This is a genomic window from Pseudomonas sp. 21LCFQ010, from assembly GCF_024129905.1.
Classification (GTDB): domain Bacteria; phylum Pseudomonadota; class Gammaproteobacteria; order Pseudomonadales; family Pseudomonadaceae; genus Aquipseudomonas.
Map to the genome: position 1 here is coordinate 92,822 of NZ_JAMYDZ010000011.1, position 26,634 is coordinate 119,455.

General features: G+C 59.3%; 25 protein-coding genes. 10 read left to right on the forward strand and 15 right to left on the reverse strand.

Annotation, left to right across the window (positions count from 1 at the left end; genetic code table 11):
• Window positions 1–44 precede the first annotated feature (44 nt).
• Together flgG and NJC38_RS14805 are read right to left on the reverse strand one after the other, a co-directional pair.
• Window positions 45–833, reverse strand: a complete 789-nt coding sequence (gene flgG / locus NJC38_RS14800) for a flagellar basal-body rod protein FlgG (RefSeq protein WP_253115374.1) — start codon at window positions 831–833, stop codon at window positions 45–47.
• Between the two features lie 46 nt (window positions 834–879).
• A complete protein-coding gene (locus tag NJC38_RS14805) occupies window positions 880–1,620 on the reverse strand; it encodes a flagellar basal body rod protein FlgF (protein ID WP_253115376.1) in 741 nt (246 codons plus the stop codon).
• Between the two features lie 293 nt (window positions 1,621–1,913).
• Between NJC38_RS14805 and NJC38_RS14810 the strand changes: the two genes are divergently transcribed.
• Window positions 1,914–2,117 (forward strand): hypothetical protein, encoded by a 204-nt coding sequence (locus NJC38_RS14810; protein WP_253115379.1) that lies wholly within the window; start codon window positions 1,914–1,916, stop codon window positions 2,115–2,117.
• A gap of 3 nt (window positions 2,118–2,120) precedes the next feature.
• On the opposite strand, the gene NJC38_RS14815 is transcribed toward NJC38_RS14810, so the two are convergent.
• The 7 genes from NJC38_RS14815 to NJC38_RS14845 form a co-directional block, all read right to left on the reverse strand.
• Entirely contained in the window at window positions 2,121–3,914 is a 1,794-nt protein-coding gene (locus NJC38_RS14815; protein ID WP_253115381.1) for a flagellar hook protein FlgE, read from the reverse strand.
• Window positions 3,915–4,253: 339 nt separating this feature from the next.
• The gene (flgE, locus tag NJC38_RS14820) at window positions 4,254–5,651 is read right to left on the reverse strand and encodes a flagellar hook protein FlgE (RefSeq protein WP_253115383.1); all 1,398 of its coding nucleotides are present in this window, start codon (window positions 5,649–5,651) and stop codon (window positions 4,254–4,256) included.
• A 28-nt stretch (window positions 5,652–5,679) separates the two neighbouring features.
• On the reverse strand, window positions 5,680–6,369 hold the full coding sequence (locus NJC38_RS14825) for a flagellar hook assembly protein FlgD (RefSeq protein ID WP_253115385.1): 690 nt from the start codon (window positions 6,367–6,369) through the stop codon (window positions 5,680–5,682).
• Between the two features lie 14 nt (window positions 6,370–6,383).
• Window positions 6,384–6,827: a flagellar basal body rod protein FlgC gene (gene flgC, locus NJC38_RS14830; protein WP_045489353.1), complete on the reverse strand. Its 444-nt coding sequence runs from the start codon at window positions 6,825–6,827 to the stop codon at window positions 6,384–6,386.
• A gap of 3 nt (window positions 6,828–6,830) precedes the next feature.
• A complete protein-coding gene (gene flgB / locus NJC38_RS14835) occupies window positions 6,831–7,241 on the reverse strand; it encodes a flagellar basal body rod protein FlgB (protein WP_045489352.1) in 411 nt (136 codons plus the stop codon).
• Window positions 7,242–7,591: 350 nt separating this feature from the next.
• Complete coding sequence (gene cheR / locus NJC38_RS14840) at window positions 7,592–8,419, reverse strand: protein-glutamate O-methyltransferase CheR (RefSeq protein WP_253115387.1); 828 nt, start codon at window positions 8,417–8,419, stop codon at window positions 7,592–7,594.
• Window positions 8,420–8,462: 43 nt separating this feature from the next.
• Window positions 8,463–9,395, reverse strand: a complete 933-nt coding sequence (locus NJC38_RS14845) for a chemotaxis protein CheV (protein WP_045489350.1) — start codon at window positions 9,393–9,395, stop codon at window positions 8,463–8,465.
• A 79-nt stretch (window positions 9,396–9,474) separates the two neighbouring features.
• On the opposite strand from NJC38_RS14845, the gene flgA reads away from it, so the two are divergent.
• The 4 genes from flgA to NJC38_RS14865 all read left to right on the forward strand — a co-directional run bounded on the left by flgA (window position 9,475) and on the right by NJC38_RS14865 (window position 12,074).
• A complete protein-coding gene (flgA, locus tag NJC38_RS14850) occupies window positions 9,475–10,233 on the forward strand; it encodes a flagellar basal body P-ring formation chaperone FlgA (RefSeq protein WP_253115389.1) in 759 nt (252 codons plus the stop codon).
• A 184-nt stretch (window positions 10,234–10,417) separates the two neighbouring features.
• On the forward strand, window positions 10,418–10,735 hold the full coding sequence (gene flgM / locus NJC38_RS14855; protein ID WP_253115391.1) for a flagellar biosynthesis anti-sigma factor FlgM: 318 nt from the start codon (window positions 10,418–10,420) through the stop codon (window positions 10,733–10,735).
• Window positions 10,736–10,777: 42 nt separating this feature from the next.
• Window positions 10,778–11,245, forward strand: coding sequence for a flagella synthesis protein FlgN (locus NJC38_RS14860; RefSeq protein WP_253115393.1), 468 nt, complete (start codon window positions 10,778–10,780; stop codon window positions 11,243–11,245).
• Between the two features lie 82 nt (window positions 11,246–11,327).
• Window positions 11,328–12,074 (forward strand): flagellar brake protein, encoded by a 747-nt coding sequence (locus tag NJC38_RS14865; RefSeq protein WP_253115395.1) that lies wholly within the window; start codon window positions 11,328–11,330, stop codon window positions 12,072–12,074.
• Window positions 12,075–12,228: 154 nt separating this feature from the next.
• Here the strand turns inward: NJC38_RS14865 and NJC38_RS14870 are convergent, their stop codons facing one another.
• The 5 genes from NJC38_RS14870 to NJC38_RS14890 form a co-directional block, all read right to left on the reverse strand.
• Window positions 12,229–13,575, reverse strand: coding sequence for an MFS transporter (locus NJC38_RS14870; RefSeq protein WP_253115397.1), 1,347 nt, complete (start codon window positions 13,573–13,575; stop codon window positions 12,229–12,231).
• 126 nt (window positions 13,576–13,701) lie between these two features.
• Entirely contained in the window at window positions 13,702–14,943 is a 1,242-nt protein-coding gene (locus NJC38_RS14875) for a glutamine synthetase family protein (protein WP_253115477.1), read from the reverse strand.
• A gap of 282 nt (window positions 14,944–15,225) precedes the next feature.
• Complete coding sequence (locus tag NJC38_RS14880; protein ID WP_253115399.1) at window positions 15,226–15,918, reverse strand: HAMP domain-containing sensor histidine kinase; 693 nt, start codon at window positions 15,916–15,918, stop codon at window positions 15,226–15,228.
• On the reverse strand, window positions 15,915–17,516 hold the full coding sequence (locus NJC38_RS14885) for a tetratricopeptide repeat-containing response regulator (protein WP_045489325.1): 1,602 nt from the start codon (window positions 17,514–17,516) through the stop codon (window positions 15,915–15,917). Before NJC38_RS14885 ends, NJC38_RS14880 begins: the two co-directional genes overlap by 4 nt.
• A gap of 319 nt (window positions 17,517–17,835) precedes the next feature.
• Window positions 17,836–18,516, reverse strand: coding sequence for a TIGR04211 family SH3 domain-containing protein (locus NJC38_RS14890; protein ID WP_045494503.1), 681 nt, complete (start codon window positions 18,514–18,516; stop codon window positions 17,836–17,838).
• A 428-nt stretch (window positions 18,517–18,944) separates the two neighbouring features.
• Between NJC38_RS14890 and ppnN the strand changes: the two genes are divergently transcribed.
• A complete protein-coding gene (gene ppnN, locus NJC38_RS14895; RefSeq protein WP_253115401.1) occupies window positions 18,945–20,318 on the forward strand; it encodes a nucleotide 5'-monophosphate nucleosidase PpnN in 1,374 nt (457 codons plus the stop codon).
• Here ppnN and NJC38_RS14900 read toward each other — a convergent pair.
• Window positions 20,300–21,181 carry a helix-turn-helix domain-containing protein gene (locus NJC38_RS14900; RefSeq protein WP_045489319.1) on the reverse strand — a complete coding sequence of 294 codons (882 nt, stop codon included), beginning with the start codon at window positions 21,179–21,181 and terminating at the stop codon, window positions 20,300–20,302. The genes ppnN and NJC38_RS14900 overlap by 19 nt on opposite strands.
• Window positions 21,182–21,321: 140 nt before the next feature.
• On the opposite strand from NJC38_RS14900, the gene pobA reads away from it, so the two are divergent.
• From pobA to NJC38_RS14920, 4 genes are all read left to right on the forward strand, one after another.
• Window positions 21,322–22,506: a 4-hydroxybenzoate 3-monooxygenase gene (pobA, locus tag NJC38_RS14905; RefSeq protein ID WP_253115403.1), complete on the forward strand. Its 1,185-nt coding sequence runs from the start codon at window positions 21,322–21,324 to the stop codon at window positions 22,504–22,506.
• A gap of 124 nt (window positions 22,507–22,630) precedes the next feature.
• Window positions 22,631–23,152: a sigma-70 family RNA polymerase sigma factor gene (locus NJC38_RS14910; protein ID WP_045489313.1), complete on the forward strand. Its 522-nt coding sequence runs from the start codon at window positions 22,631–22,633 to the stop codon at window positions 23,150–23,152.
• Between the two features lie 6 nt (window positions 23,153–23,158).
• Window positions 23,159–24,130: a FecR family protein gene (locus NJC38_RS14915; RefSeq protein WP_253115405.1), complete on the forward strand. Its 972-nt coding sequence runs from the start codon at window positions 23,159–23,161 to the stop codon at window positions 24,128–24,130.
• A gap of 72 nt (window positions 24,131–24,202) precedes the next feature.
• Window positions 24,203–26,629, forward strand: a complete 2,427-nt coding sequence (locus NJC38_RS14920; RefSeq protein WP_253115407.1) for a TonB-dependent siderophore receptor — start codon at window positions 24,203–24,205, stop codon at window positions 26,627–26,629.
• Window positions 26,630–26,634 lie beyond the last annotated feature (5 nt).

Sequence of the window (26,634 nt, forward strand, 5' to 3'; positions counted from 1 at the left end):
GCGCCGCGACGGCGCCTTGGCAGATTGAGCAGGTGCATCAGGTCTTACAGGTTTTGTACCAGGTTCTGCATCATCTGATCAGCGGTAGAAATCACCTTGGAGTTCATCTCGTAGGCGCGCTGCGTGGTGATCATGTCGACCAGTTCTTCAACGGTGCTGACGTTGGAGTTTTCCAGGGTATTTTGCAGCACCGGGCCCAGACCGTTGAGACCAGGCTGACCAACGTTCGGCGCGCCGCTGGAGGCAGTCTCCAGATACAGGTTGCCACCAATGGCCTGCAGGCCGGCCGGGTTGACGAACTCGGCGGTCTGAATGTTGCCTATCACTTGCGGAGTAGCCGCAGCGCCGGCAAGCGTGATCGACACGGTACCATCCTGGGCCACGGTAAAGGTCTGGGCAGCTTGCGGAACGACCACAGCGGGCTCCAGGGCAAATCCGTTGGAAGTCACGATCTGGCCATTGGCATCCAGGTGAAAGGTCCCGTCACGGGTGTAACCGATGGTGCCATCGGGCTGCATGATCTGGAAGAAACCGCGACCGTTGATGGCCATATCCAGCGGATTCTCGGTGGTCTGCAGGCTGCCCGCGACAAAACTTTTCTGGGTGCCGACAATACGCACACCGGTACCGACCTGCAGACCGGACGGCAGCTCACTGTCCTGAGTGGACTGCGCGCCGGGCTGGCGTTTGATCTGGTACAACAGGTCCTGGAATTCGGCACGATCACGTTTGAAACCCGTGGTAGTGACGTTGGCCAGGTTGTTGGAAATGGTCGTCAGGTTGGTGTCCTGGGCAGCCAGGCCGGTTTTGGCGACGTACAGAGCAGGAAGCATGGGTTTTCTCCTCAGGCGCCGGGTTATCGGCGCGAGCTGTCAATGGTTAGCCAATCTGCAAGACGCGAGCCATCGCCTGATCGTCTTCTTCAGCGGTTTTCATCATTTTTACTTGCAATTCAAATTGCCGTGACAACGCCAGAATCGAAGTCATTTCCTCGACCGCATTAACGTTGCTGGCCTGCAGAAAACCCGACTCGACGCGCACATTGGCGTCCATCTCGGCAGCCTGGCCATCTTTGGTGTGGATCAGGCCATCGGGCCCTTTCTCCAGATTGCTCAGAGCAGGATTGACCAGTTTGATACGGTCAATCTGCGCCATGACCTGCGGACTCTCACCCAGCGAACGAACGCTGATAGTGCCATCAGAACCGATCTCGATCTGCTGCTGTGGCGGCACTGCAATCGGCCCGCCGTTACCCATCACTGGCAGGCCATTGGCGGCACGCAACACGCCCAGCGCGTCAATGTTCATACCGGCGCTACGGGTGTAGGCTTCGCCACCGTCAGGGGTTTGCACGGCAATCCAGCCATCGCCCTTGACGGCGATATCCAGATCGTTGCCGGTGGCGATCAGCGCCCCGCCAGAAAAGTCGGTGCCCGGCCGTTCGCTCATGGCATAGGCGCGCGACGGCATGACCTCGCCGAATACGGGCATGGAGCGCGCCTGCTCGAAGTCACGCTGAAAACCGGCGGTCGAAACGTTTGCCAGGTTGTTGGCACGAACCTTTTGCGCCAGGGCGTTTTCCGAGGCCCCGCTCATTGCCACGTAAAGCAACTTGTCCACAGTCTTCCTCCTCTGACAGACGCTTGCCGCCTGTAGCTGTACTGCTGCAGACAAAGCAATTTTTGCACCAACTTGTCATTTTCGATACAAAAGCGCTGATCCCCAGCACTGACGGGCATTTTGCGCACCGACTTGCAGGCACGCATGCGACAAAGCGGCGAAGGACTGCCGCTGGCGGCCAACAACCCGGCACAGGCCGCCAAAAAAACTGCGCTGCACAACTTTGCCAATCGCAACGGGGTGTTTTATCGTAACCAGACTCCGATCCAAAGGATGAGAAAACGGTGATCGCCATGCGAACCGCACTCAGATTGCGCCAGTTGACCGTCAGCCTGCTCGGTATCAGCCTGTTGAGCGCCGCCCTGCTCGCTCAAGCCGCACCGGCCCGCTATTACAAATGGCAAGGTGCCGATCGGGTAATCTGCGCCCAGACCAGCCCCGGCTGGGGCTGGACGCGCCTGAACGGCTCTTATGTCAAATCAGACTGCTCGATCTGACCCTCAGGTCGATTGAATCAGGGTCTGCAACACCGTGGTCTGCGTCGAAATAGCCTTGGAGTTGGCCTGAAACGCCGTCTGCGCCTGCACCAGCTCGATCAGCTGCGCCGACAATTCAACATTCGAGGCCTCCAGCGACTGAGCAATGATTGCCCCCATCCCCATGGCACCGGGCACATCGAACATCGCCGCCCCCGATGCATGGGTTTCACTCCAGTGCGTATCGCTGCCCGGTAGCAGACCCTGCTCATTGGCAAAGCGCGCGAGCATCACTTGGCCGATATCACGACTCAGCCCGTTGGTGTAGGTCGCTCTGAGCGCACCATCGCGCCCTACTCCCAGCCCGATCAGCATTCCTGATGCATGGCCGTCAACGTGACTGGAGAGCTGCGCCGTATCGGCGTTGTACTGGGTGATGCGATCCACTTGAATCCGCACCCCCTCGGGGTGTGCTGCAGCGCCATTGGCGACCCAGCCACGACCCGCCGAGTCACTTATCCGCGCAGGCAGCCAGTGCTTGAGCACCAAGGCATCACGATCCAGCTCCAGACCAAGCCCACCCGTAACACTGGCGAGCGTTCCATTGGCGTCAAACAGCAGACTGGCAGTCAGCGGGTCGGCACTGTGTGGATTTGCCGGATTGCGGCCATTGACCAGCACATGCATCTTCCAGCTATTGATGCCGTCCTTGACGAAGTACTGCTGCAACTCATGCGGATTACCCAATGAGTCATGGAGAGTACTGGAAAAGGTCTTGTTGAACGACGCCAGATCCCCTGGCCGGAACACTGGCACCGGGCGCTCCATCAAAGGATCGACCTCACTAAGCGCGTGATCAGCCCCATCCATCAAAGACAAGGCCAATGGACCTCCCGCACCCGCAACACTGGCCAGCCACTGCCCATTGACTTGCCGAGCCGGCTGCCAGCCACTCAGGGAAAACTCTGCATCGGACACCTTCTTGATGTGCTCACTACCGCCGGCAAGCACCGCCGAGCCGTCAGGACGCTTTTGCAGCGACCACTGCAAGGGCTTGTCGGAGCCGGGATCCAGCGGATTGCGCCCATCCACAGTGACATAAAGTGTCCAGCGGTCTGCATCGGTCTTGACCAGGTATTGCTTGAACTCATGATCAGCCGGCGCCACCGCCGGCACACCCGGCCGGGTAACCACACCATTGGCATCGACTATCTCAGCCACCTCAGCAATACCTGCGTCGCTTACGGTTCTGGTAATGACCCGGGTGTAACTGCCCGGCTCGGCCGGATTGAACTCACGCAGCGTAGCCAACGACGGCATGGCCGAACCCAGATTCACCGCTTGCTTAAGCTCATGAGCTGCCCGCGCTTGCATCACCGACGTATCGATTTTCAAATCAGTACGCATGCCGACCTGCACCTGCCCATCATCATCCACTCCATACCCCTGCAGACGCTTACCGGCACTGTCGACAATAAAATCCTCTGCATCCTTATGAAAGGCACCGGCCCGGGTATAACTCAATGCACCCCGCTCGCTGATCACAAAGAAACCGCCGCCTTGAATACGCATATCCAAAGGTGCGCCGTCACTGCTCATCGCGTCACCGGCATTGAAGTTCTGCGACACACTGGCCAGACGTACCCCATCACCAATGTTATGCACACTGCTGCCCAACTGAGCTGAGGAATAAAGCGCTGAGAACTCCGCACGCGAAGACTTGAAGCCCACCGTGCCCACATTGGCAATATTATTACCCGCCACTTCCAGCCGCTTGTGAGCCGCACGCAAGCCACTCATGGCCACATTGAATGTCATGAAAACTCCCGGACGCCAAAGGGCGCACTGATCAATACGTGATGAAAGATGCAGCCGGGCCGCGCATGAAACAGCGACGACTGACTACAGCTTCGAGTCTTGCATTGATCTAAATCGGAAGTTTCCGGGTATCAAGTGGGATATTTCTGGACTATTTAAAACGTTGAACTGCCCCACGAAAACCGGGCAAGCTCATTGAACAAGCATGAAATAAGCGGATACTTCTCAACAGGGGGGGGCATACACCAAGAATCACCCACCCTTAAAATGACCGATTGAAAAACATAAACGCCCAAATGAAAAAACCCTGCCGGGGCAGGGTTTTGTTCAACCAACCGATTAACCAACCATCTGAATGGTTGTCTGCAACAGCGTGCTCTGAGTCGAGATGCTCTTGGCGTTAGCCTGATAGTTGCTCTGCGCCTTGATCAGGTCAACCAGCTCAGCGGTCAAATCGACATTCGACTCTTCCAGCGCCTGACCGGTGATGTAACCCAGCGTGCCCGTTTCTGGCGGACCGCTGACCGGTACGCCGGAAGCGAAGGTCTCACGCCAGTTGGTGCCACCGGCCGACGCCAGACCCTGAACGTTGGCAAAGTTGGTCAGCGACACCTGACCAATCACTTTCGACTGACCATTGGTGTAAGAAGCAAACAGATTACCGCCAGCGTCAACGCTCATCGAACTGATCTGCCCGGTGGCGTAACCGTTCTGGTTCTGCCTGATCAAACCAGAGACCGAAGCCGTCTGACTGATACCGGTCATGTCCAGCTTGATGCCAGTCGCAGAACCGGTAGCACCGTTTTCAACCCAGACAGGATTGGCGGCAGTACCGGTTTGAACCAAAGGCTTCCAGTCACTGACCTGGAATGTACCGTCAGCATTGAGGGTAACTTTACTGGTGGCATTAGCCGGCGTAGGCGCATCAGCGTCTGCAACATCCACATCACCGTTTGCAAGACGCGGCAGCAACAGATTACCAGACGAGTCAAACTTGAAGTCCACCCGATCCATTTCAGGATCAACCACTACGCCAGCCGGAGGAACCGCAGCAGCCGGAGAAATATTCTGGCCATCAACCAGTGTGTACATCGACCACGAGTTGACACCGGTCTTGACAAAGTAGCTCTCCAGTTTATGAGCGTTACCCTGCGAATCATAGATCGGCGTGTCGTACTTAAGGTTATAACTCTTGATATCCGTAGGATTGAAGGTTGTGATCGTCGGCGCAGTGGTCGTGGTGTTCAGGTTGGCCACGTTAGTGATCATGCTGGATGCACTGGGCTCCAGGTTAGAAGAATCAACCCGCAGATTCGTCAGTGTACCGACCACCACATCACCGTTGGCATCAACGTTGTAGCCTTGCAGGTTCATGCCTTCACTGTTTATGACATAACCTTCTTTATCGGTATGGAACGCACCGGCACGCGTGTAGAGCTTTTCGCCACCATTGCTGAGCTGGAAAAAGCCATTGCCATTAATGGCCAGGTCCAGGGCATTGCCCGTGCCCATGGTCAGGTTGCCCTGCTTGAACTGCTGGGAGATGGCACTGACCGCCACACCACTACCGGTATTGACATTACCGGAGGTACCCCGGATCGACTGAGCGTACTGATCGCCGAACTCGACACGCGAGCCCTTGAAACCGGTCGTTGCCACGTTGGCAATGTTGTTGCCGGTCACGTCAAGATTCTTGTTGGCTGCAGTGAGCCCACTAAGGCCGATATTGAATGACATTTACCACTCCTCGCCGCTTGGTCGGCTCTTACAATCCGATTGTCTGTACTTTGGACAACGCGATACTGCTACCGCCCGCCAGGTTAAGGGTCATGTCACCGCCAGCGGTCGACATTTTCACGCTGCTGACAGTGGCCGGCAGATAAGTCGTCAATGCGGTGCCTTCGCCATTGATCGAAGCATTGGCACTAAAGGTATAAGTACCGGAAGGGAAAGCCGTACCGTCATCTTTCAGGCCATCCCAGGCAAAGCTCTGCGTACCGGCCGACTTCGCCCCCACATCAACGGTATCGATCAGATTCTTCTCGGCGTCGTACACACTGACAGTGGTCGAAGTACTCGACGCAGGCAATACCAGAGAACCGGTCAGCCCCTTGCCAGCCTCCACATAAGTGCTACCCGCATCGACAATCACTGAGCGACCGACCAGCGAAGACGCCTGCAGCGCCTGCGAAGACTTGTAGGTGGTAGCAATCGCATCCACCGACGAGGTCAGGTTCTGCATGCTTTCCAGGCTACTGAACTGCGCAAGCTGCGACACGAACTGGGTGTTGTCCTGAGGATCCAGAGGGTTCTGGTTCTTCATCTGGGTCACAAGCAGTTGCAGGAACGCGTCTTTGCCCAGCGCGCTGGTGCCGGTTTTCTGCTCGACCTTGGTGGAGGTCGGATTCTGCAACGAATTGACGAATTTCGCGGATACGTCGTTTTCAACGGCCATGTTTCATCTCTCCGTCACTGACCCAGCGTCAGCACTTTCTGCATCATGGTTTTAGCGGTGTTCATGATCTCGACGTTGGTCTGGAAAGACCGACTGGCGGAAATCATGTTGGCCATTTCTTCAACGACGTTGACGTTGGGGTAGTAGACGTAGCCATTCTCGTCAGACGAAGGATGATCAGGCTCGTAACGCGCTTCCAGATTAGAGCTGTCCTCGATAATCCCGGCGACTTGCACACCTTGGCCGGCCTGGCCCTGATCCTGGAACAGCGAACCACCAGACACCGACTGCTGACCCTGCAGCACGGTGGCAAACACCGGGTGACGGGCGCGGTAGGTCTGATCCATGCTCGAAGACACGGTTTCGGCGTTGGCGATGTTACTGGCCGTGGTGTTCAGACGTGTGGTCTGGGCACTCATGGCACTACCGGCAATGTTGAACACATTGGTCAGCGACATGGATTACTCTCCGCGAAGGGCCGAGACCAGGCCCTTGAACTTGCTGTTGAGCAGCGTAAAGCTGGCCTGGAAACTCATGGAGTTCTCGGTGTAGCTGGCCTGTTCGACCTGAGCATCGACGGTGTTCTGGTCCAGTGAAGGCTGAGTGGCGGTGCGGTACATCAACACGCCCTCCAGATCACTGCCAGCCCCTTGCGCTGCGATATGGCGACCATTGGTGGTATTCATCGCGAACTGGCCCTTGCTGGCCTTCTCGCTCTCGGCAGCCAGCACCGCAGAAAACTCCAGGTCACGCGCCTTGTAGTTAGGGGTATCGGCGTTGGAGATGTTGTTGGCCAACACCTCGGCGCGTTGTGCACGGAAGTTCAGTGCCTTCTCGTGGATACCCAGTGCTTTATCGAAGCTGATGCTCATGTCGGGAAACCTTTACCGGTTGACCTGATGTTCGTAGCTCTGAGAAAGCAAGCTGCGTGCCAGTTCCTCAAAAGCCATATTTACCGGGGGCCGGAGCCCGTCGGCAGAAGCCGCTGCCAGAAAAGCGGCAAGAGTTTTCCTCTCCAGGCGGACCATACGGCAAACAAGGTGCCGTTTTTTTGCCAGTATCGGCAGGTGACAACCGTTCAGCGCGGCGATTTCGTTGGCAGGAGCCAAAACGACTGCGGGAGCGGCGCCCGGTCCTGTTATGGATGGGCGTCGCTCCCGCAGATGGCTGACTGTATTCGCTGTATTCGCGACTAAAGTCGCTCCTACCGATCCTACCGCTCCTACTTGGCTTTGTAGATGATCCCCGGGCTGCACTGGACCATTTGATAATGATCCGGCAAACCGTTCAGCGCCTCGGAGGCCCCCAGGAACAGGTAGCCGCCCGGCTTGAGCGCGCCATGAATGCGTAACAGGATGTCCTTCTTCACCTCGGCAGAGAAGTAGATCAGCACGTTGCGACAGAACACGATGTCGAATTTGCCCAGGCTGGCATAGCTGTCGAGCAGATTGAACGGGCGAAACTCCACCCGGTTCTTGATCGGCGCCTTGACCGCCCAGCGTGCCGGCCCCTTGACATCAAAGTAACGCTGCAAGCGGTCTGGCGACAAACCACGACCAATGGCCAGGCTGTCGTACTCACCGCTTTTACAGTTATTGAGCATTGCACCGGACAAATCGGTCGCCACGATCTGCACCCCCGACTTGAGCTGGCCAGGATTGCTACGCTCGAACTCATCAATCGACATCGACAGCGAGAACGGCTCCTGCCCCGAAGAACAAGCCGCCGACCAGATACGCAGACGCTGGCCGGGGCTGGCCTTGATCTGCTCGGGCAGCACCTTGTTTTTCAGAACCTCGAACGGATAGGTATCACGAAACCACAGCGTTTCGTTGGTCGTCATCGCGTCGATCACCTGCTCCCGCAGACCGCTGCGCGGCTGGCTCTGGATCCGCTGCACCAGCTCACTGAGGGATTTGATGCCCTGCTGCTCCAACAGCTTGTTGAGACGGCTGGACACCAGGTATTGCTTGTTCTCCCCTAGCAAGATGCCACAGGCTTTTTCCAGAAAGACCCGGAACTGCTCAAAATCCAAATTACCCGTAGACAAAGGTGCCGCCTCTCAAATCATGTAATCGACCAGGGACACATCCCTAGCTGTGGTCTGCTGCCTTGATCCTGGCAACCACTCGGGCCGCCAGATCGTCAGGCCGGAATTTCGCCAGGAAATCGTCGGCGCCGACCTTCTTGACCATCGCCTGGTTGAACACCCCGGACAACGAGGTGTGCAAAGTGATGTGCAGATTCTTCAACCGCGGATCGCTGCGGATCGCTGCTGTCAAGGTATAGCCATCCATCTCCGGCATTTCAATGTCGGAGATCATCATCAGGAATTCTTCTTCGGGGTTCTTGCCCTCGGCCAGCATCGCCTGCAGGTAGTCCAGCGCCTGACGCCCGTCGTTGAGTGCCACAACCTCGACACCTACGGTTTCGAGGCAGCGACTGACCTGCTTGCGCGCCACCGACGAGTCGTCGACCGTCAATACCCGCAGCGAAACGGCCTTGTGATGAATCTCTTCATCGATCACACCCGACGACACCGACTCGCTGATCGGCGCCACCTCCGCAAGAATCTTCTCGACGTCGATGATTTCCACCAACTGATTGTCCACCCGCGTCACTGCCGTCAGGTAATGATCGCGGCCGGTGCCCTTGGGTGGCGGATGAATCTCTTCCCAGTTCATGTTGACGATGCGCTCGACCGAGTGCACCAGAAAACCCTGAACCTTGGTGTTGTATTCAGTAATGATGACAAAGGAGTTTTCGAGCGAAATCATCCCCGCCGAACCGGTGGCCATGGCCAGGTCCATGATCGGAATGGTACCGCCGCGAATATTCGCCACGCCCCGCACGATCCTGCTCGACTTCGGCATGATGGTGAGCTTGGGGCATTGCAGCACTTCTTTGACCTTGAATACGTTGATCCCGTAGAGCTGCTTGCCCTGCAGACGAAACAGCAGCAACTCCAGGCGATTCTGACCAACCAGCTGCGTGCGCTGGTTTACCGAATCCATAACTCCCGCCATGCCCTGACCCCCTTACCTCTGCCATCGTTCACCACGTACCAGGTTTGGTAAGCGGCACGGGCCTTGCTTTTTATACGTCATGAATGCCAAGACGACAATTTTTCGACACGCCGCATTAGAAACCCGCCGACTGCTGGGTGCAATCGTCATGCTGAGTCTTTTTTGCGCAACAACACCGGGCAATGCACAGAGTTTTACTCTGCCTGAACAGCTTATCGGCGTCACCGAGGGGTTTCTTGAGTACACAGTTCAAGAGTATTTAACGACCAATCAGATTCAGGGTCGTCATGAAATTCAGGTCCGCCCGCTCAACGCGCGAATGCGCATGCCCAATTGCGACAAGGATTTGACAGCCAGCCTGGAGAGCCCTCGCCCGGTAGGCCGGATTTCAGTGCGCGTGCGTTGTGAGGGCTCTGCGCCGTGGATGGTATATGTACCCGCCCAGGTCAACCTGTACCGCGAAGTGGTTACGGCAATTCGTCCACTCAAGCGCGACACTATCCTCAGCGAAATGGACGTTGTCCTGCGCGAGCGTGATATCGGTGCATTGGGTTTGAGCTACATGACCAGCCTTGATCAGGCTCTCGGCCAGAAACTTGTCCGACCAGCGGTCGTCGACCAGGTTTTGTCACCCAACTTTCTCGAACAGCCCGCAATGGTACGCAAAGGCGATCACGTGGTGATCATCGCCCGCAGCAGCAGCCTGGCAGTACGTATGCCCGGCGAAGCTCTGGCGGATGGCGGGTTCAATGAACAGATCCGGGTCCGCAACCTCAACTCCAACAAGGTGATCAAGGCCAACATTACCGGTCCCGGTCAGGTGGAAGTGGCTATGTAACAGGCTCGCAGGGCGATTGGCAGTGGTGCGCTGGCGCTTTTTTTTCTAGACTGCCAGGCATATTTGAATGCGCTGGCCTGGCTTGTGCGCCGCTGCATTCATGCGCTGCCACAATGTGCCTAAAGTTTTTTCCTGGGTGGCCGAAAACAAGGCAAGCGTCCAGAACACCCAGAGGTTTACGATCATGCCCATAGATTTCAGTCGACTAGGAAACTCACAACCGCTTGGCGGTGCGTCACGCACCGGCAACCCCCGAGAAACCGGCAAGGCCGACACAGCCGTTACGGCCAGCAACAATGCCGATGTAAAGAATGCCGGTGAATCCGTTCACCTGAGCAGCGAGGCACAACAGTTGCAAGGTATCACTGACAAACTGCGCGACCTGCCTACCGTCAACAGCGCTCGCGTTGCCGAGCTCAAACAGGCGATTGCAGACGGCAGCTACACCGTGGACAGCAACCGTCTGGCCAGCAAGTTGCTCAACTTCGAGGCCTTGAGCTAAAGCCGAGGCATCCTCCGGACGCTTGAAAAACCAGAGCATGCGATGCAAGACACAACGTTACTGCAGATGATTACGGATGATATGGCCCCGACACGCCAGTTGCTCGATCTGCTCCAGGCAGAATCGCTGGTACTGCACGGCCGGGATATGACCGAAATGGAACAGGTGCTGGCGCAGAAGCAGGCGCTTGTTATCCAGCTGGAACAGCGCGGTCGCAAGCGCAGCCAGGTGCTGGCCAATCTTGGCCTGCCTGCTAACCGGAGCGGTCTTCAAGAGCTGGCCAGCCAATCATCCGTGGGCGAGCAACTGCTTCAGGCAGGTGATGAGCTGACTAGCCTGATTGCCGATTGCCAGGCACTCAACGAGCAGAACGGCAAACTCATTCAGTTGCAACAGATGACAACCGCTCATCAATTGCGCATCCTGAACGGCGGCGACACACCGACGCTGTACGATAACCGCGGCTCGACCGCTGGAAGAGCACGACCCCGCCCACTCAGTCAGGCGTAACTTGCTATTCAAGTCGCCCTGCGTGATGGCAGAATGCTCTTATTCAGCGTTGCCGTAGTTTTTTGCCTGGAGATGCTTAAACGTGAATGGTTTAGCCGCGGATGATGCTCCGCAACCCCCAAAGGTTCTCAATACGCCTTTGGAAATTGCCTCCAACCTGCGGTTGCTGATGGAAAGTCACGATCCACTGATCATTACCTTCCATGACCGCGCCCAGCGCTTCCAGAGCTACCTGGTCGAGGTTGACCGCGACACCAGGACCATCGGCCTGGACGAAATGATCCCGCGCGATGGCGAACGTTTTCTGACCAATGGTGAATCCTTTCGCGTCGAAGGCTTTCATGACGGCGTACGTATCGCCTGGGAATCCACAGCGCCAGCGACACTCATCGACACTCCGGAAGCACGCTTCTATCGCACTCCTCTGCCTGATGAAGTGGTCTACCACCAGCGCCGTAATGCGTTTCGCGCTGCACTGAAGCTGTCGCATCTGGTCGATATCGAAATCGGCGGTGATAAGCTCAAGTCGCCACTGGTTGGCAAACTGCTGGATATTTCCGCTACCGGTTGCAAGCTGCGCTTTGAAGGTGACATTTCTGACCGTATGCAATTGGGCCAGGTCTATGAGCGGTTTATCGCCAAGCTTCCGTTCGGCGCCATGACCGCCCCGGTGGAACTGCGCTATCTGCATTTCGAGGAGCGTTTTCACACGACCTTTGCCGGCGTACGCTTCCATAACATGAGCGGCCTGGTACAACGCCAGGTCGAGCGCTTTGTCTACCAGTTGCAACGCGAAGCGCGCCGCTTCGACAAGGACGACGACTTCTGAGTCGTCTGCCGCTCCCGATACCGGGAGCGGCATTGATTCCAGCATGTTGATTTTCCAGTGGCAACGAGCTTGCTCGCGAAAGCTGTTTCTCAGACGCTACAAATTCTGCACCTGACCCGGCCCTTTCGCGACCAAGGTCGCTCCTGCATCTACCTCAGCCCTGCACGTCGGCAGCCTTGCGCTGCGACTCATCAAGCTCTTCTACAGGCTCAGTGCCGCTCTCAGGCTCGGCATCGGTGTCAGCCTGCATCTTGTCCTGCACAACCTGCTCATCGACCCGAGGGTCAAGAGCCACCGACAGCGGTGAACTGGCCATGCTGTCGGGCATTGCCACGTGCTGCAAAGGTGCATTCTCGACTTCGTGCAGGCGGGTAACGGCTTTGGGACGGATCAACAGCACCAGCAAGGCCGCTACAGCACAAATGAAGGCGTACAACATGTTGCCGCCAAAGGTGCGCATCAGCACACCCGCCAGCAATGGTCCGATACTTGCGCCGATGCCATAGGTCATCAGCAACATGGCGGTCAGCGAAACCCGCCGTTCAGCCTCGACGTGGTCATTGGAGAAAGCGACCGCCAAAGGATAAAGACTGAACTGCATCAGTGCGGCCAGGAAGCACACGATAAACAGCACCTCTACCGGCACATCGGCCAACACCACCAACGGCAGACTGAACAGCACCAGCAGCGCCGCAATGACGCGAATCAGCAACGCCCGGTCAAACCGATCCGATAACAGCCCCAGCGGCCACTGCACGATAAAGCCGGCCAGAATGCAGCAGCCCATGAACAGACCCACCTGCTCGGTCGGCATCCCGTGCCCTGCGGCATACACCGGCGCCAGGCCATAGAATGCGCCAAGCCCCAATCCTGCGCCCAGCACGGTGGTTAGTGACTGCGGCACACGCTTCATGAAAAACAGCGGCTCCAGCGGCGCCGGGTGTAACGGTGCAGGGTGAATACTGCGGGTCATCGCCACCGGCACCAGGCACAGGGCAAAACACATCGCCACCAGCATCAGCAGCTCAGGGCCCAACTGTGGATGCACCACCAGAATCAGTTGCCCCAGCACCAGCCCCAGGTAGGAAGCGATCATGTAGCCGCTAAAGACAATACCGCGCTGGCTGGCATTGGCCTGCTCGTTGAGCCAGCTCTCGATGACCATGTATTGGCACATCATGCCAAGGCCGACAATCAGACGCAGCCCCAGCCAGGCCGGCAACCAGTCGGTCAGGCCATGGCCCAGCACCGCCGCACCAACGATCCCGGCGCAGGTGGCATAGGCACGGATATGGCCGACCCGGCCGATCAGCCGGTGGCCGATCTTGCCGCCCAGTACCAGGCCGACGTAATTGGCTGCCATCAATCCACCCACCCACAGGCTATCAACCTGATCGGCCGCCAGGCGCAAGGCCAGGTAGGTACTGAGCAGGCCGGAGCCGATCAACATCATCAGTGAAGCGAAGTACAGCGCTCGAAACGATTTCCAGATTTGGCGCATGGTAGTCCCGACTATCAAAGTTGCCCGTGTGGGCATGGTCAATCATTCGCAGCGCGGTGCCTGTAGGACTGGCTTGAGCCGGGAATGGTTTCGATCCGGCTGCCGGCCAAAGACAATACTGGTCGCTCAGATCTGGCTGCCAAGCACTCTTCTTTCCCAGGGCGTGATTTCATCGAGGAAGCTTGTCAGCTCCAGGGTCTTGCTGGCAATGAAGCCTTCGATGAACGCCTGCCCGAACAGTTCCTTGGCCAAGGCGCTGCGCTCAAGCCGCAACAGCGCCTCCTGCAAGGTGACGGGTAGCCGGAGGGCCGGCGGCACATCGATTTCGCCCTGGACCGGCGCCGCCGGCTCCAGGGCATGCTTCAGACCGTGCCAGCCTGCTGCCAGGCTGGCAGCAATCGCCAGATAAGGATTGGCATCAGCACCGGGCAAGCGATTCTCCACCCGCCGCGCCTCGGGACCACTGGCCGGAATGCGCAACCCGGCCGCGCGGTTGTCATGAGACCAGCACGCATTGTTCGGTGAGGCATAGGGATGAAACAGACGCTGGTAGGAATTGACGTTCGGCGCGAACAATGCCGTGAAGTCCGCCATGCACGCCTGCTGCCCGCCGATAAAGTGATGAAAAGCCGGCGTTGGCTGACCGTCCGCATCGCTGAACAGATTACGCCCCGAGGCAACATCAACAATGCTCTGGTGAATGTGCATCGAACTACCCGCCGCCTGAGCCAGCGGCTTGGCCATGCAGACCACAGTCAGGCCATGTCTGAGCGCCACTTCCTTGAGCAGGTGCTTGAACAGGAAGGTCTGGTCGGCCAGCAACAGCGGATCACCGTGCAGCAAATTGATCTCGAACTGGCTGACGCCCATCTCATGCATGAACGTGTCGCGCGGCAACCCAAGCGCTGCCATGCAGGTACGCACTTCGGCAAAGAAAGGCCGCAAACCATTGTTGGAGGTCACACTGAACGCCGAGAAGCCCTGCTCACGACGGCCATCAAGCCCGACAGGGGGCTGGAACGGCTGCTGTGGATCAGGGTTGGGCGCGAACACGTAGAACTCCAGCTCAGTGGCGACCACGGGCGCCAGCCCCTGCCCGGTATAACGAGCCAGCACCGACTTGAGCACGTTACGGCTAGACAGCCCGCTGGGCTGACCGTCCAGCTCCAGCGCATCACAGATTGCCAAAGCGCGATCGCCGTCACTCCAGGGCAGCTGATAAACGTGCTGCGGATCAGCGACCAGTGCCAGGTCGCCGTCATCGCTGCCGTAGAACTTCGCCTGTGGATAGCCACCCATGATGCATTGCAGCAACACGCCGCGCGCCATCTGCAACCGTCGTCCGCCGAGAAAGCCCTCGGCGGTCATCACCTTGCCACGCGGTACGCCATTGAGGTCGGGAGTGATGCATTCGACTTCGTCTACCCCGGTAAGAGCCTGCAGTGTGGCAGAGTGTTCGTTGCGAGCCATTGCCTCGTTCCTTGATTTCCAATGCGGCAGGCGCCAAGGTTAGGCAAGCAATGCGATGGATTTCAAGGTCACCACCAGACTTTCAAAGCTTCTGGACGAGCTCAGACCGGCAAACCGCGCTGAGGGCACGAATAAAGCAAACAGGACGCCCACGCAGCATCGCATCCCCCAACCTCGCTGTCAGGGTAGATACAACGTAAACAACCCGCCCCCCAACGCCCCGCCATTGGCCAGCTCAACACGGCCTGCCACCCCGTTACGCGCGTGCAGGCTGGCGATATGACCGGCAAAGTACAAGCCCAGCCCGGTGCTGCCACTGATCGGGTTGATGCCTTGCACCAGCTCATGCTGGTGTTCGATCATCGACGCCGGATACCCCCGGCCATCGTCATTGATCGTGATGAACAGCTCACCGCCCTGCTCACCGGCGGTAATGGCAATCGCCTTGTCGGCGTAGCGAATGGCATTGACCATGATGTTATTGAGCACTGAGCCGATCAGCTCCCGGTCAAAGAAGCCCAGCGGGGTCAGACCATCGACGCTGTAGCTGGCCGAAATGCCGCGACTGTCGAGCACTTCTTTATGGTGCACCAGTTGCGCTTCGATGAAGTCATCCAGGTCGTGGTAGTCGGCCTGCATCGGCAACTGGTTGACGCCCAGTTTGTAGAGCCCCAGCAGTTGCACCAACATGCCATTGAGGCGGGCGAACTCGTATTCCATGACCCCGTGCTCGGGGTGCTCTAGCTGCTCCTGACTCAGGCGCTCCACCCAGTTGTGGTGGGCCTGGCTGAGGATGGTCAGGGAGTTTTTCATGTCATGCACCGTGGAGGCGATGACCATCGAAAAGTCCGGGCCTTGCGGTTGATCAGTCATGCACCAAATGCCCTTTCCTTGAGTTTCTGGTAGCGCGGGTAGCGCGCGTCAGTTTCTGGCATTTTGCCGACCATGGTCAGCGATGCCCGGCACTCTTGCAGCGCTTCGGCGCTCAGGCTCTGGCCTGGGTGCAACAGTGACTGGGCAAGGTTCAGCGCAATACTGATGTTCTTCGGCTGCAGCGCCAAGGCCTTGCGAAACAGCTCCTGGGCCTCGGACAACTGACCGGCTTTATAGCTGCGCACGCCCTGAACGTTCAAGTCGATGGCGGCCTTGTTGGCACCGAGTATCTCGGGATCATCAGTCAGGCTGGCCAGGGTTTTCATGACCTGCGGGTCATCACCGTAGATCTCTGCGGTGTTTTTCAACACGCCGGCACCCGCCTGCTCCTGACCCAGTTGCTTGAGCTGGCTCGCAACCACCATGGCGGCGTCGGCGCTAAGAAACTGGCTCATGCCATCGAGCCGCGCCACAGCCTGCTCGGTGAGCTTGGCGGCGGTTTCCGGGTCCGAGTGTTGCAGGCTGGCGGCCTTCATCAAGCGCGCACGTACCTGCAAGCCCTCGTCATTGGCATGTTCCTTGGCCACATCGCCCAGCGCCTGGTTGATTTCCGCACGGGCGCGCACGTCGAGTCCCTGATCGCCGCCTTTGTTGATCAAGGCATGGGCCAGGCCCAGATTGGTCTCAGGGTTTTTGAAGCGCGAGAACTGGCCCTGGGAAACCGCCTGACGGTAAGCCCGCGAGGCGCTCTCGAAATCCTGGTTATCCATGGCCAGCTTGCCGAGCATCGTCTGCCGGCGTACCGCCAGCGGCGACAGGCGCACGGCGGTCTCCAGAACACTCTGGGCGCGCTTGGTTTCACCACGGGCCATCAGCACATCGGCCAGCCCGTCGAACAGCGCAGGAAACATCGGAAAAGCCTTGGTGGCCTGCTCGTAGACCCCTTGCGCATCGGCGGTGCGGCCACGCTTGAGCAACAGGCTGCCGAGCATGCCGTAGGCCCACGGCGTGGGCCGGTCGGCAATGATCGAGTTGAGCAGGGCTTCGAGCGGCTCGACCTGATTGAGGTCGCGCAAGGCAGCAGCCTTGTAGCGCAGGCACAACGGCGCCAGGCGCGGGTCCTGCTTGGCCAGATTGACGCAGGCCGCCAATACCTCGGCAGGCTTGCCGCGGTCCAGCGCCTGGAAGATCGGCTTGAGCAGGGTCTTGCGCTGGACCATCTTCTCGATGCGCTGCGCGAGCCCGGCACGGTTGAACGGTTTGGTCAGGTAGCCATCCGGCTCCCACTCCAGAGCACTCATGACCATCGCCTGACTATTCTCGGCGGTGACCATGATAAATACGCTTTCATAACTGAGCAGTCGCTCGGTCATCAGATCTTCAAGCACTTGCTGGCCATTCTTGCGGCCGTCACCCAGATTGAAATCGTGCAGGACGAAATCGTAGCGCTTCTCCGAGCACATCTTCAGCGCCTGTTCGCCGGTGTCGGCCGTATCCACTTCCTTGACGCCCAGCTCACGCAGCATTGACCTGACCGAACTGCGGAAGTCGGAAAAGTCATCGACGATCAGAAAGCTTTTTTGGTTGTACGCCAGCATCCAGGGTCCTGTCTTCAAGGGGGTGCGAAATCGGCTCTGCGGGTTTGGGTCCCGGGTTCGACACGATTCTGAGGGCGCAGATAATAACTAACGGCACAATGCCATCAAACTGATTTTCCTGCGCCCGTTCGGCTACCTGCCTGATGGACAAGTTAGCAAAGCCAAAAAGTTTTTCGACCTTGAAGCGGGAAACTGTAGAGCGAAATCACAGTTAGACGCCTGGAAAGCGGATTTTCTTCAGTTTTCAGCGGCCATCAGGCTCGCAAGCCAGGTGCTTGCGAACCCGATGGCGGCTGTCGAACGCCCGGATAGATGACTGTCAGACCCAGCCGTCGTTGCGTTTGCGCTTGCGGCTCATGGCCGGCAGGATCAGACCGATCAGCAGACCGACCCCGGCAATGCTGGCGCCGTAGACCATGTAACTCATCAGCGCCTGCTGGTTTTCGATACCCAGCCGTGCCTGAGTATCACGCAGCTCGGACTGCGCCTGGGTCAACTGCTCGGTCAGTCCCTGGCTGCGAGCCTCAAGCTCATCGATCAGTTTCTTGCGCGAATCCATGGTTTCCTGCATGCCTTGCACGCGAGCCTTCCAAGTGTCGTCGATCTTGGCCAACTGGTCGGTCAGTTGTGCCACCTGACTGGTGAGCTGTGGCAGCCGCTCGGACTGACCGGGTTCTTCCTGCAGGTCACTGGTCAGAATCCACACAGTGCTGCCACCCTCGCCGCGGATCTGGCTGTAGGAACCCTGGCTACCGAGCAACTCGACCTTCTGACCGGATTTGAGCGTGCCGACAATCCGGTGGCCATCAGTCGGGCCGCTGCGTACGTAGGTATTGAGGCTGTCGCTGATCCAGCGGTCATTGGCGGCCGCCTGCAGCGATTGCGAACCCAGCAGGCCCAGCAGCGCGAGAAACAGCCCGGCACGCAGGTGGCGACGTGGCGGGTTTGACAGGAACAGGCCGGGCGCGCGGGCCAGCAGTGAGGAAAAATGACGAGGCATGGCAGTGACTATCTTCGCTGAATAAAACAAAGGCCGCGGTGAACGGGCCGGCGCACGATGGGCATCCATGACGGGGCTTTGCGTGCAACTCCTGCAGCCGCCGGATGTCAGCAGTACACGAGCACCATGGCCGCAAGGCCAAGCCTCGAATCAGCAGGCCGTCGAGAATCCATCGCTCTACAGACCCTGTAAAAGGTGTCAGGTTCATTACTGGCCGATATCGGCGTCAATTTTCAGCCGCAAGGCGTTCCCGGCAAGATATTCACCAGAGTGGTTTTCTTGCGACACAAATGCTGGCAATACTGCGCAGGGTTTGCTTTGCAGCGCGGCTGCCAGCAAGAATAGCCCTCAAGCGTTAACGTCGCTGATGTTCACCATCAAGGTGCCACCGACACAGTGTCGGCGGCATCGCTCTAATGGAAAATAGAATGCTCCCAAGACAAGTGATCAACGCCTCGGTCAGCCCCAAGGGCAGCCTTGAAACGCTCTCCCAGCGCGAAGTCCAGCAACTCTCCGCCGCCGGCTCCGGCAGCGTTTATAGCCTGTTTCGCCAGTGCGCCCTGGCAATCCTCAATACCGGCGCGCATGTCGACAACGCCAAGACCATTCTGGAAGCCTACGAGAGCTTCGAAGTCCGTATTCACCAGCAAGATCGCGGCGTACGTCTTGAATTGCTCAACGCCCCGGCGGATGCCTTCGTTGATGGTGAGATGATCGCCAGCACCCGTGAAATGCTGTTCAGCGCCCTGCGCGATATCGTCTATACCGAAAGCGAACTGGACAGCCAGCGCATCGACCTGAGCTCCTCGCAAGGCATTACCGACTACGTGTTTCACCTGCTGCGAAACGCTCGCACCCTGCGTGCCGGCGTCGAGCCGAAGCTGGTGGTCTGCTGGGGCGGCCACTCGATCAACACCGATGAGTACAAGTACACCAAGAAGGTCGGCCACGAGCTGGGCCTGCGCAGCCTGGACATCTGCACCGGTTGCGGCCCTGGCGTGATGAAAGGCCCGATGAAAGGCGCCACCATTGCCCACGCCAAGCAGCGCATTCACGGCGGCCGCTACCTGGGCCTGACCGAGCCGGGCATCATCGCCGCCGAAGCACCGAACCCGATCGTCAACGAACTGGTGATCCTGCCAGATATCGAAAAACGCCTGGAAGCCTTCGTGCGCGTCGGCCACGGCATCATCATCTTCCCCGGCGGTGCCGGCACGGCCGAAGAGTTCCTGTACCTGCTGGGCATCCTCATGCACCCGGCCAACCAGGACCTGCCATTCCCGGTGTTGCTCACCGGCCCGAAAAGCGCTGAAGCCTACCTGCATCAACTGGATGCTTTCGTCCAGGCCACCCTTGGCGAAGCCGCGCGCAAGCACTACAAGATCATCATCGACAATCCGGCCGAAGTCGCCCGGCAGATGGCCCAGGCCCTGAAAGAGGTCAAGCAGTTCCGCCGCGAGCGTAACGACGCGTTCCACTTCAACTGGCTGCTGAAAATCGACGAGAGCTTCCAGCATCCGTTCGACCCGACCCACGAAAACATGGCCAGGCTCAAGCTCAGCCACGACGTGCCGCCGCACGAACTGGCGGCCAATTTGCGCCGGGCGTTTTCCGGGATCGTCTCGGGTAACGTCAAGGACAAAGGCATTCGCCTGATCGAAGAGCACGGCCCCTATCAGATTCATGGCGACCCGGCGATCATGCAGCCACTGGACAAACTGCTGCAGGCGTTCGTCGAACAGCACCGCATGAAGCTGCCCGGTGGCGCGGCCTACGAGCCATGCTATCGGGTGGTGAGCTGATCGCGAAACTGCCGGGGCGAGACTCCGGCAGCACGCTTGAAGAACCGGGTGAAATACGCCGGTTCCGAAAACCCCAGGCTGTCGGATAGCTGATTGATGGTCATGGTGGTGTACACCAGGCCACGCCTGGCTTCGAGTAGCAGGCGCTGGTTGATGATCTGCAACGCAGACTGGTCCGCCAGCCGCCGGCACAGTGCATTGAGGTGCGCGGCACTGATACCCAGGCGCCGCGCATGCTCCTCGATTGACCAGTGCAGACGAAAACTCTCTTCGAGTTGATGCATGAAACGCTGCAAATGCTCACGCCCCCGGTCGGGGGAGCCCGCTGCCTGCCCTGCGCCACTTTGCTCACTGCGCCGGCATAACCACACCAGCAACTGATTGATCAGCGCCTGCAGCATCAGCTCGCGACCGACCCTGACCTGATGGTACTCACTGACAATCGCGCTGAATAACCGGTCAAGCTCGGGTGAATCGTCACCCGGCCCGTGACAAAGCGGGGTGGCCAACCTGAAACCGTCCAGCGCAGCCTCCAGTTGCTCCACCAGCGGCATCGCCAGGGTCAGAATGTGGCCCTGGATGGTGTCCGCGAACCGAAAGGTATGCACGCTCAGGGCAGGCACGACCTGCAGCACCGGCCCCTCGACCTCACGTACCACCTCCTCAACCTTGAGCAACGCCCGCCCCGACTGCACATACAGCAGTTGCACCAGATCACTGTGCCGGTGCGGCTTGATTTCCCAGTCGTGCAGGCTGCTGCGCTCGGCAATCGATTCGCAATGGATCAGATCGGGTGTCGGCCAGACGACCGTCTCGCCGTACAGCTTGAACACCGGGATGTTGCTGCCAGGCCGGCCGGACATTCAGATAACCCTCGAAAAATCCAGATAATGCGCTGGATAGTGCCTTCTTATGCCGTATCCATCCATTAAAAATACAGGAGACAACAACAATGACAGCCCGCAGACCTTGGTGTGCAGGGCGCAAAGACAGGACAACAACAATGAAAACCCAAGTCGCAATCATCGGCTCAGGCCCGTCCGGGCTGTTGCTGGGCCAACTGCTGCAACGTGCCGGCATTGCCAACATCATCATCGAACGCAAAGACCCCGCCTACATACTCTCGCGCATTCGTGCCGGCGTGCTGGAACAAGGCATGGTTGAGCTGCTGCGTGAGGCCGGTGTCGGCGCACGTCTGGACGAAGAAGGGCTGGTACACGACGGCTTCGAACTGGCCTTCGATGGCCGCTGCGAACGCATCGACCTCAAGCACCTGACCCAGGGCAAGACCGTGATGGTCTACGGCCAGACCGAAGTGACCCGCGACCTGATGCAGGCCCGCGAGGCCGCTGGCGGTAGCACTGTGTACGACGCCGACGATGTGCAACTGCATGACCTCAAGACCGACCGGCCCTACGTAACCTTCACCCGCAATGGCGAAAACCAGCGGGTCGACTGCGATTACATCGCCGGGTGCGACGGTTTTCATGGTGTGTCACGCCAGTCAATCCCGGCCGGCAGCCTCAAGGTCTTCGAGCGGGTCTACCCGTTCGGCTGGCTCGGCGTGCTGGCCGACACCCCGCCGGTCAACGACGAACTGGTCTACGCCAACCACCCGCGTGGTTTTGCCCTGTGCAGCATGCGCTCACCGACCCGCACCCGTTATTACGTGCAGGTCGGAGCAGAGGAAAAGGTCGAAGACTGGTCAGACGAACGCTTCTGGAACGAGCTGAAAACCCGCCTGCCCAACCATCTGGCCGAACGTCTGATCACCGGCCCATCCATCGAGAAGAGCATCGCGCCGCTGCGCAGCTTCGTCGCCGAACCCATGCAGTACGGCCAGCTGTTTTTGCTCGGCGATGCCGCACACATCGTCCCGCCTACCGGTGCCAAGGGGCTGAACCTGGCGGCCAGCGATGTCAGCACCTTGTACCGCATCCTGCTCAAGGTCTACCGCGAGGGCCGTACCGACCTGCTGCAACGCTATTCACAAATCTGCCTGCGCCGGGTCTGGAAAGCCGAACGGTTTTCCTGGTGGATGACCTCGCTGCTGCACAAGTTTCCAGACACTGACGATTTCAGCCAGCGTATTCAACAGACTGAACTGGATTACTACGTGGATTCGCAGGCCGGGCGGCAGACCATTGCCGAGAACTATGTGGGGTTGCCTTACGAGGCGGTGGAATAGCCCGGCTTGATGGCCGTCTTGTTGGTGATCATGTCGGCAAGGCGGCTCAAAACATTCCCGCCTTGCTGATGGCCATAGGCTGGTTTAACCTTGCGAATAATTCTTATCTACAGATGCATTCGCAATGGCCGCCAGCGAACTCCCTCTCAAGCAAGCCGTGCATGAGCTCTACACCGAGCACCATGGCTGGCTGTTCGCCTGGCTGCGCAAGAAGCTTGGCTGCCCGCACAATGCCGCCGACCTGTCGCATGACACCTTTGTGCGCATCATGGGCTCGCGCGAAAGTCTTGGGCGGTTGCGTGAGCCGCGGGCGTTTCTGACCACCACGGCGCGTCATCTGCTGATCGACCGCGCCCGGCGGCGCAAGATCGAGGACGCCTACCTGCGCGAGCTGGCGTTGACTGCCGATGTGCTGGAGCACTGCCAGCAGTCGCCGGAGCAGATTCTGCTGACCCTGGAATCGCTGGAGCACATCACCTTCGTGCTCGACGGTCTGCATGACAACGCCCGCCAGGTGTTCCTGCTGTATTTCCTCGAAGGCCGGCGTCAGGCCGAGATAGCCAGCCAGTTGGGCATCAGCGAGCGCATGGTGCGCAAGCATCTGCTCAATGCGCTGGTGCATTGCAATCATGCGCTGGACGTCTGAATCGGCATGACTCCTTTGCAAAACATCGAGCAGCAGGCCGCCGACTGGGTCATCCGCTGCACTGAAGGCCCGCTTGGCGAGGCCGAGCGCCAGCAGTTCGAACATTGGCAAGCCCAGGACCCACGGCATGCAGCGGCCTTCGAGCGGCTGCAGCGGTTTGTCGGTGGCGTGCAGTCGTTGCGCGCCAGGCAGGCACCGGCCCGGGCGGCGCTGAATGCCGGCGCGGTGGCGCGCCGACGCTTGCCGCTGCGCGGCGCGACCTGGGCGCTGTTGCTGGCCTTGCCACTGGCCCTGCTGCTGCGCAGCTATCCGCCTGCGGTGCTGCTCGCCGATCAGCGCAGTGCGCCGGCGCAGTGGCAGCAGCTCACTCTGGATGATGGTTCACGGTTGGTCATGAGCGGCAACAGCGCGGTGGACATCGACTTCAGCCACAACCAGCGACAGATCAAGCTGCTGCGCGGCGAAATCCTCATTGATGTAGCCCGTGACCACCAGCGCCCCTTCACGGTGGTGACCGAAGACGGGCGCATGCGCGCCCTCGGCACGCGCTTTACGGTCAAGCGTGAACACGACTCAACGCTGCTGAGCATGCTCGAATCCAAAGTGGCTGCGCGCACTGCGCTGGCGCCTGAAGAGACCCAGGTCAGTGCCGGCGAGCAGGTTCGAATCACCCGCGAGCAGGTGCAACGGCTCAGCAGCATCGACCCGGCGGCGTTGTCGGCTGCCTGGCAGCGCCATCAACTGGTGGTGGATGACCGGCCGCTGCCTGAAGTGCTCGATGAACTGGCCCGCCAATATCGCGGCCATGTGCAGTTCGACCGCCAGCAACTGGCCGATCTGCGCGTCTCGGCGGTGCTGCCGCTGGATAACCCGCAGCAGGCCATGCGCCTGATCAGCGACGTGTTGCCAGTGCGTATCGAACCTTACGGGCCTTGGTGGTTGCAGGTCGAACGGATTGCGGCCCCGGCAGAAAAATAAATTCTGCTGCGGTTCCGCTTTGCTCAAGCCCTGCGTCAAGGAAGGACTAACCACAAGACAGGACTGCCTTCCATGCCGCTGGACACGCCCCAGACCTTCCCCTCCCGCTGCCGCCTGGCGCCTCTGGCGCTGACCATCAGCCTGGCCAGCAGCGCGTTGCTCGGCCTGGGCGTACCCTTTGCACACGCTCAGCAGCAGGCTCAGTCTTACAACATCGCTGCGGGTGAGCTGGCCCAGGTGTTGAGCCGCTTCGCTCAGCACAGCGGCGTGGCGTTGATGTTCAACCCGCAAACAGTCGCCGGTTTGCAAAGCCAGGGCCTGCAAGGCAGCTATGGGGTCGATGAAGGCTTTGCACGGATTCTGCAGGGCAGCGGCTACCAGGCGTTGCGCGGTGCCAACGGCTATCTGCTGACCCCGGCGCTGCCGGCCGGCGACAGCCTGGAGCTGGCGCCCACCGCGATTGGCGCCACGACCGAACAAACCGCCACCGGCCACATACAGGGCTACGTGGCCAAACGCAACCTGAGCGCGACCAAGACCGACACCCCCATTACCGAAACCCCGCAGTCACTGTCGGTGGCCACCAGCGATGAGATTCGTGACCGGCAAGCGGAGACGCTTTCGCAGAGTCTGGACCTCACCCCCGGTTTTACCAGCCAGCCCACCAGCTTCAACCGCACCGCCGACCGGTTCCGGATTCGCGGCTTTGACGTTGAGTCAGCCACCGGCGGATCGCTGCGCGACGGCCTGCGTTTGCAGAACAACTCTTACGATGGCGTGCAGGAACCCTACGGCCTGGAACGCGCCGAAGTGGTTCGCGGCGCCGCCTCGGTGCTCTACGGCCAGTTATCGCCTGGCGGGCTGATCAACGCGGTCAGCAAGCGCCCCAGCCAGAGTTCCTGGAACGAAGTCAACGCGCAGCTTGGTGAGCATGACCGCAAGCAGTTGTCTGGCGACTTCACCGGTCCGTTGGCCGGCAGCGACACGCTCAGCTACCGGCTGACGGTGCTGGAGCGCGACAGCCAGACCAGCGCCGATCATATCGACAATGACAAGTTCTACATCGCGCCGGCCCTGACCTGGCAACCGACCGAAGACACCTCGCTGACCCTGCTGTCGTTCTACCAAAAAACCGGGACGGGCTTCTCGGCGCCGCTGCCCTGGCAACTGACCAAGGGCGTGGGTGACAGCCCGCTGGCCATCGGCCGCCACGATTTTATCGGTGAGCCGGATTACGATCGCATGGACGGCAGCATGTCGGCGCTCGGCTATGAGTTCGACCACCGCTTCGATGAACACACCAAAGTCAGCCACAAGCTGCGCTACTACGAAGCTGACGTGACCTGGCGTTATCTGCAAGTCAACACAGCGACGCTGGCCAATGCCCTCAATACCGGGATTCTCGGCCGCCAGTACAGCGACCGCCGCGAACGCTCGCGCGCGCTGGCCAGCGATACCAATGTGCAAAGCCAGTGGCAGTTCGGCAACTGGCAGCACACCTTGCTGCTGGGTTTCGACGCCTATGACAGCAGCTATGACTCACACAACTTCCGTGGCAACGCGCCGTCGCTGAACCTCAATAACCCGCAATACGGCCAGCCGGTGGTGGTTAACCGCAACCCGGCAACCGATCGTGGCTCGCAAATAGACACCCTGCAAAAAGGCATTTACTGGCAGGACCAGATCAAGTTCGACGAGCGCTGGGTTCTGCTGCTCGGGGGGCGGCATGACTGGGCCGACCAGAGCACCAAACTGTTTCGCAACCAGAGCCACAGCAGCCAGAGCGATGAATCCACCACCTGGCGTGTGGGCCTGGTGTACAAGGCCGACAATGGCCTGGCACCGTACCTGAGCTACAGCGAGTCATTCTTCCCGGTGGCCGGCACTGACCGTGACGGCGTGGCGTTCGTGCCTACCGAAGGCAAGCAGTACGAAGCCGGTATCCGTTATCAGCCCGAGGGCAGCAACACTCTGCTCAGCGCAGCGGTCTATGAACTGACCCAACAGAATGTCCTGACCCAGGACCGCACCGACATCAATTTCTCGGTGCAGACCGGTGAAGTCCGTTCCCGTGGCCTGGAACTCGAAGCACGCACTGAACCTGTGCCGAACCTGAGCCTGATCGCCTCATACGCCTACATCGATGCACGCATCACCAAGAGTAACGTGGCCGCAGAAATCGGCCAGCGCAGCGAAGACAGCCCGTATCACCAGGCCGCGCTGTGGGCCGACTACCGCCTGCACGCGCTGGGTATCCCCAATCTGCGCATCGGCGGCGGCGCCCGTTACAAGGGCAGCACCCAGGCTTCGGGCGTCCCGTCAGGCATGCCGGCCTACACCCTGTTCGATGCGCGGGCCAGCTACGAGATCGACCCACACTGGGAAGTCGCGCTCAACGCCAACAACCTGACCAACAAGCGCTACACCTATTGCGAGTTCGCCATCTGCCGCTACGGTGACGAACGCCAGTTGGTCAGTACCCTGAGCTATCGCTGGTAACGCGG

What these genes read in the sequence shown, in the direction of transcription:
- flgG (WP_253115374.1), bottom strand. Translation starts at nt 833, where the DNA reads ATGCTTCCTGCTCTGTACGTCGCCAAAACCGGCCTGGCTGCCCAGGAC.
- NJC38_RS14810 (WP_253115379.1), top strand. Translation starts at nt 1,914, where the DNA reads ATGCGAACCGCACTCAGATTGCGCCAGTTGACCGTCAGCCTGCTCGGT.
- NJC38_RS14815 (WP_253115381.1), bottom strand. Translation starts at nt 3,914, where the DNA reads ATGACATTCAATGTGGCCATGAGTGGCTTGCGTGCGGCTCACAAGCGG.
- flgE (WP_253115383.1), bottom strand. Translation starts at nt 5,651, where the DNA reads ATGTCATTCAATATCGGCCTTAGTGGGCTCACTGCAGCCAACAAGAAT.
- NJC38_RS14825 (WP_253115385.1), bottom strand. Translation starts at nt 6,369, where the DNA reads ATGGCCGTTGAAAACGACGTATCCGCGAAATTCGTCAATTCGTTGCAG.
- flgC (WP_045489353.1), bottom strand. Translation starts at nt 6,827, where the DNA reads ATGTCGCTGACCAATGTGTTCAACATTGCCGGTAGTGCCATGAGTGCC.
- flgB (WP_045489352.1), bottom strand. Translation starts at nt 7,241, where the DNA reads ATGAGCATCAGCTTCGATAAAGCACTGGGTATCCACGAGAAGGCACTG.
- NJC38_RS14845 (WP_045489350.1), bottom strand. Translation starts at nt 9,395, where the DNA reads ATGGCGGGAGTTATGGATTCGGTAAACCAGCGCACGCAGCTGGTTGGT.
- flgA (WP_253115389.1), top strand. Translation starts at nt 9,475, where the DNA reads ATGAATGCCAAGACGACAATTTTTCGACACGCCGCATTAGAAACCCGC.
- flgM (WP_253115391.1), top strand. Translation starts at nt 10,418, where the DNA reads ATGCCCATAGATTTCAGTCGACTAGGAAACTCACAACCGCTTGGCGGT.
- NJC38_RS14860 (WP_253115393.1), top strand. Translation starts at nt 10,778, where the DNA reads ATGCAAGACACAACGTTACTGCAGATGATTACGGATGATATGGCCCCG.
- NJC38_RS14870 (WP_253115397.1), bottom strand. Translation starts at nt 13,575, where the DNA reads ATGCGCCAAATCTGGAAATCGTTTCGAGCGCTGTACTTCGCTTCACTG.
- NJC38_RS14875 (WP_253115477.1), bottom strand. Translation starts at nt 14,943, where the DNA reads ATGACCGCCGAGGGCTTTCTCGGCGGACGACGGTTGCAGATGGCGCGC.
- NJC38_RS14880 (WP_253115399.1), bottom strand. Translation starts at nt 15,918, where the DNA reads ATGACTGATCAACCGCAAGGCCCGGACTTTTCGATGGTCATCGCCTCC.
- NJC38_RS14885 (WP_045489325.1), bottom strand. Translation starts at nt 17,516, where the DNA reads ATGCTGGCGTACAACCAAAAAAGCTTTCTGATCGTCGATGACTTTTCC.
- NJC38_RS14890 (WP_045494503.1), bottom strand. Translation starts at nt 18,516, where the DNA reads ATGCCTCGTCATTTTTCCTCACTGCTGGCCCGCGCGCCCGGCCTGTTC.
- ppnN (WP_253115401.1), top strand. Translation starts at nt 18,945, where the DNA reads ATGCTCCCAAGACAAGTGATCAACGCCTCGGTCAGCCCCAAGGGCAGC.
- NJC38_RS14900 (WP_045489319.1), bottom strand. Translation starts at nt 21,181, where the DNA reads ATGTCCGGCCGGCCTGGCAGCAACATCCCGGTGTTCAAGCTGTACGGC.
- pobA (WP_253115403.1), top strand. Translation starts at nt 21,322, where the DNA reads ATGAAAACCCAAGTCGCAATCATCGGCTCAGGCCCGTCCGGGCTGTTG.
- NJC38_RS14910 (WP_045489313.1), top strand. Translation starts at nt 22,631, where the DNA reads ATGGCCGCCAGCGAACTCCCTCTCAAGCAAGCCGTGCATGAGCTCTAC.
- NJC38_RS14915 (WP_253115405.1), top strand. Translation starts at nt 23,159, where the DNA reads ATGACTCCTTTGCAAAACATCGAGCAGCAGGCCGCCGACTGGGTCATC.
- NJC38_RS14920 (WP_253115407.1), top strand. Translation starts at nt 24,203, where the DNA reads ATGCCGCTGGACACGCCCCAGACCTTCCCCTCCCGCTGCCGCCTGGCG.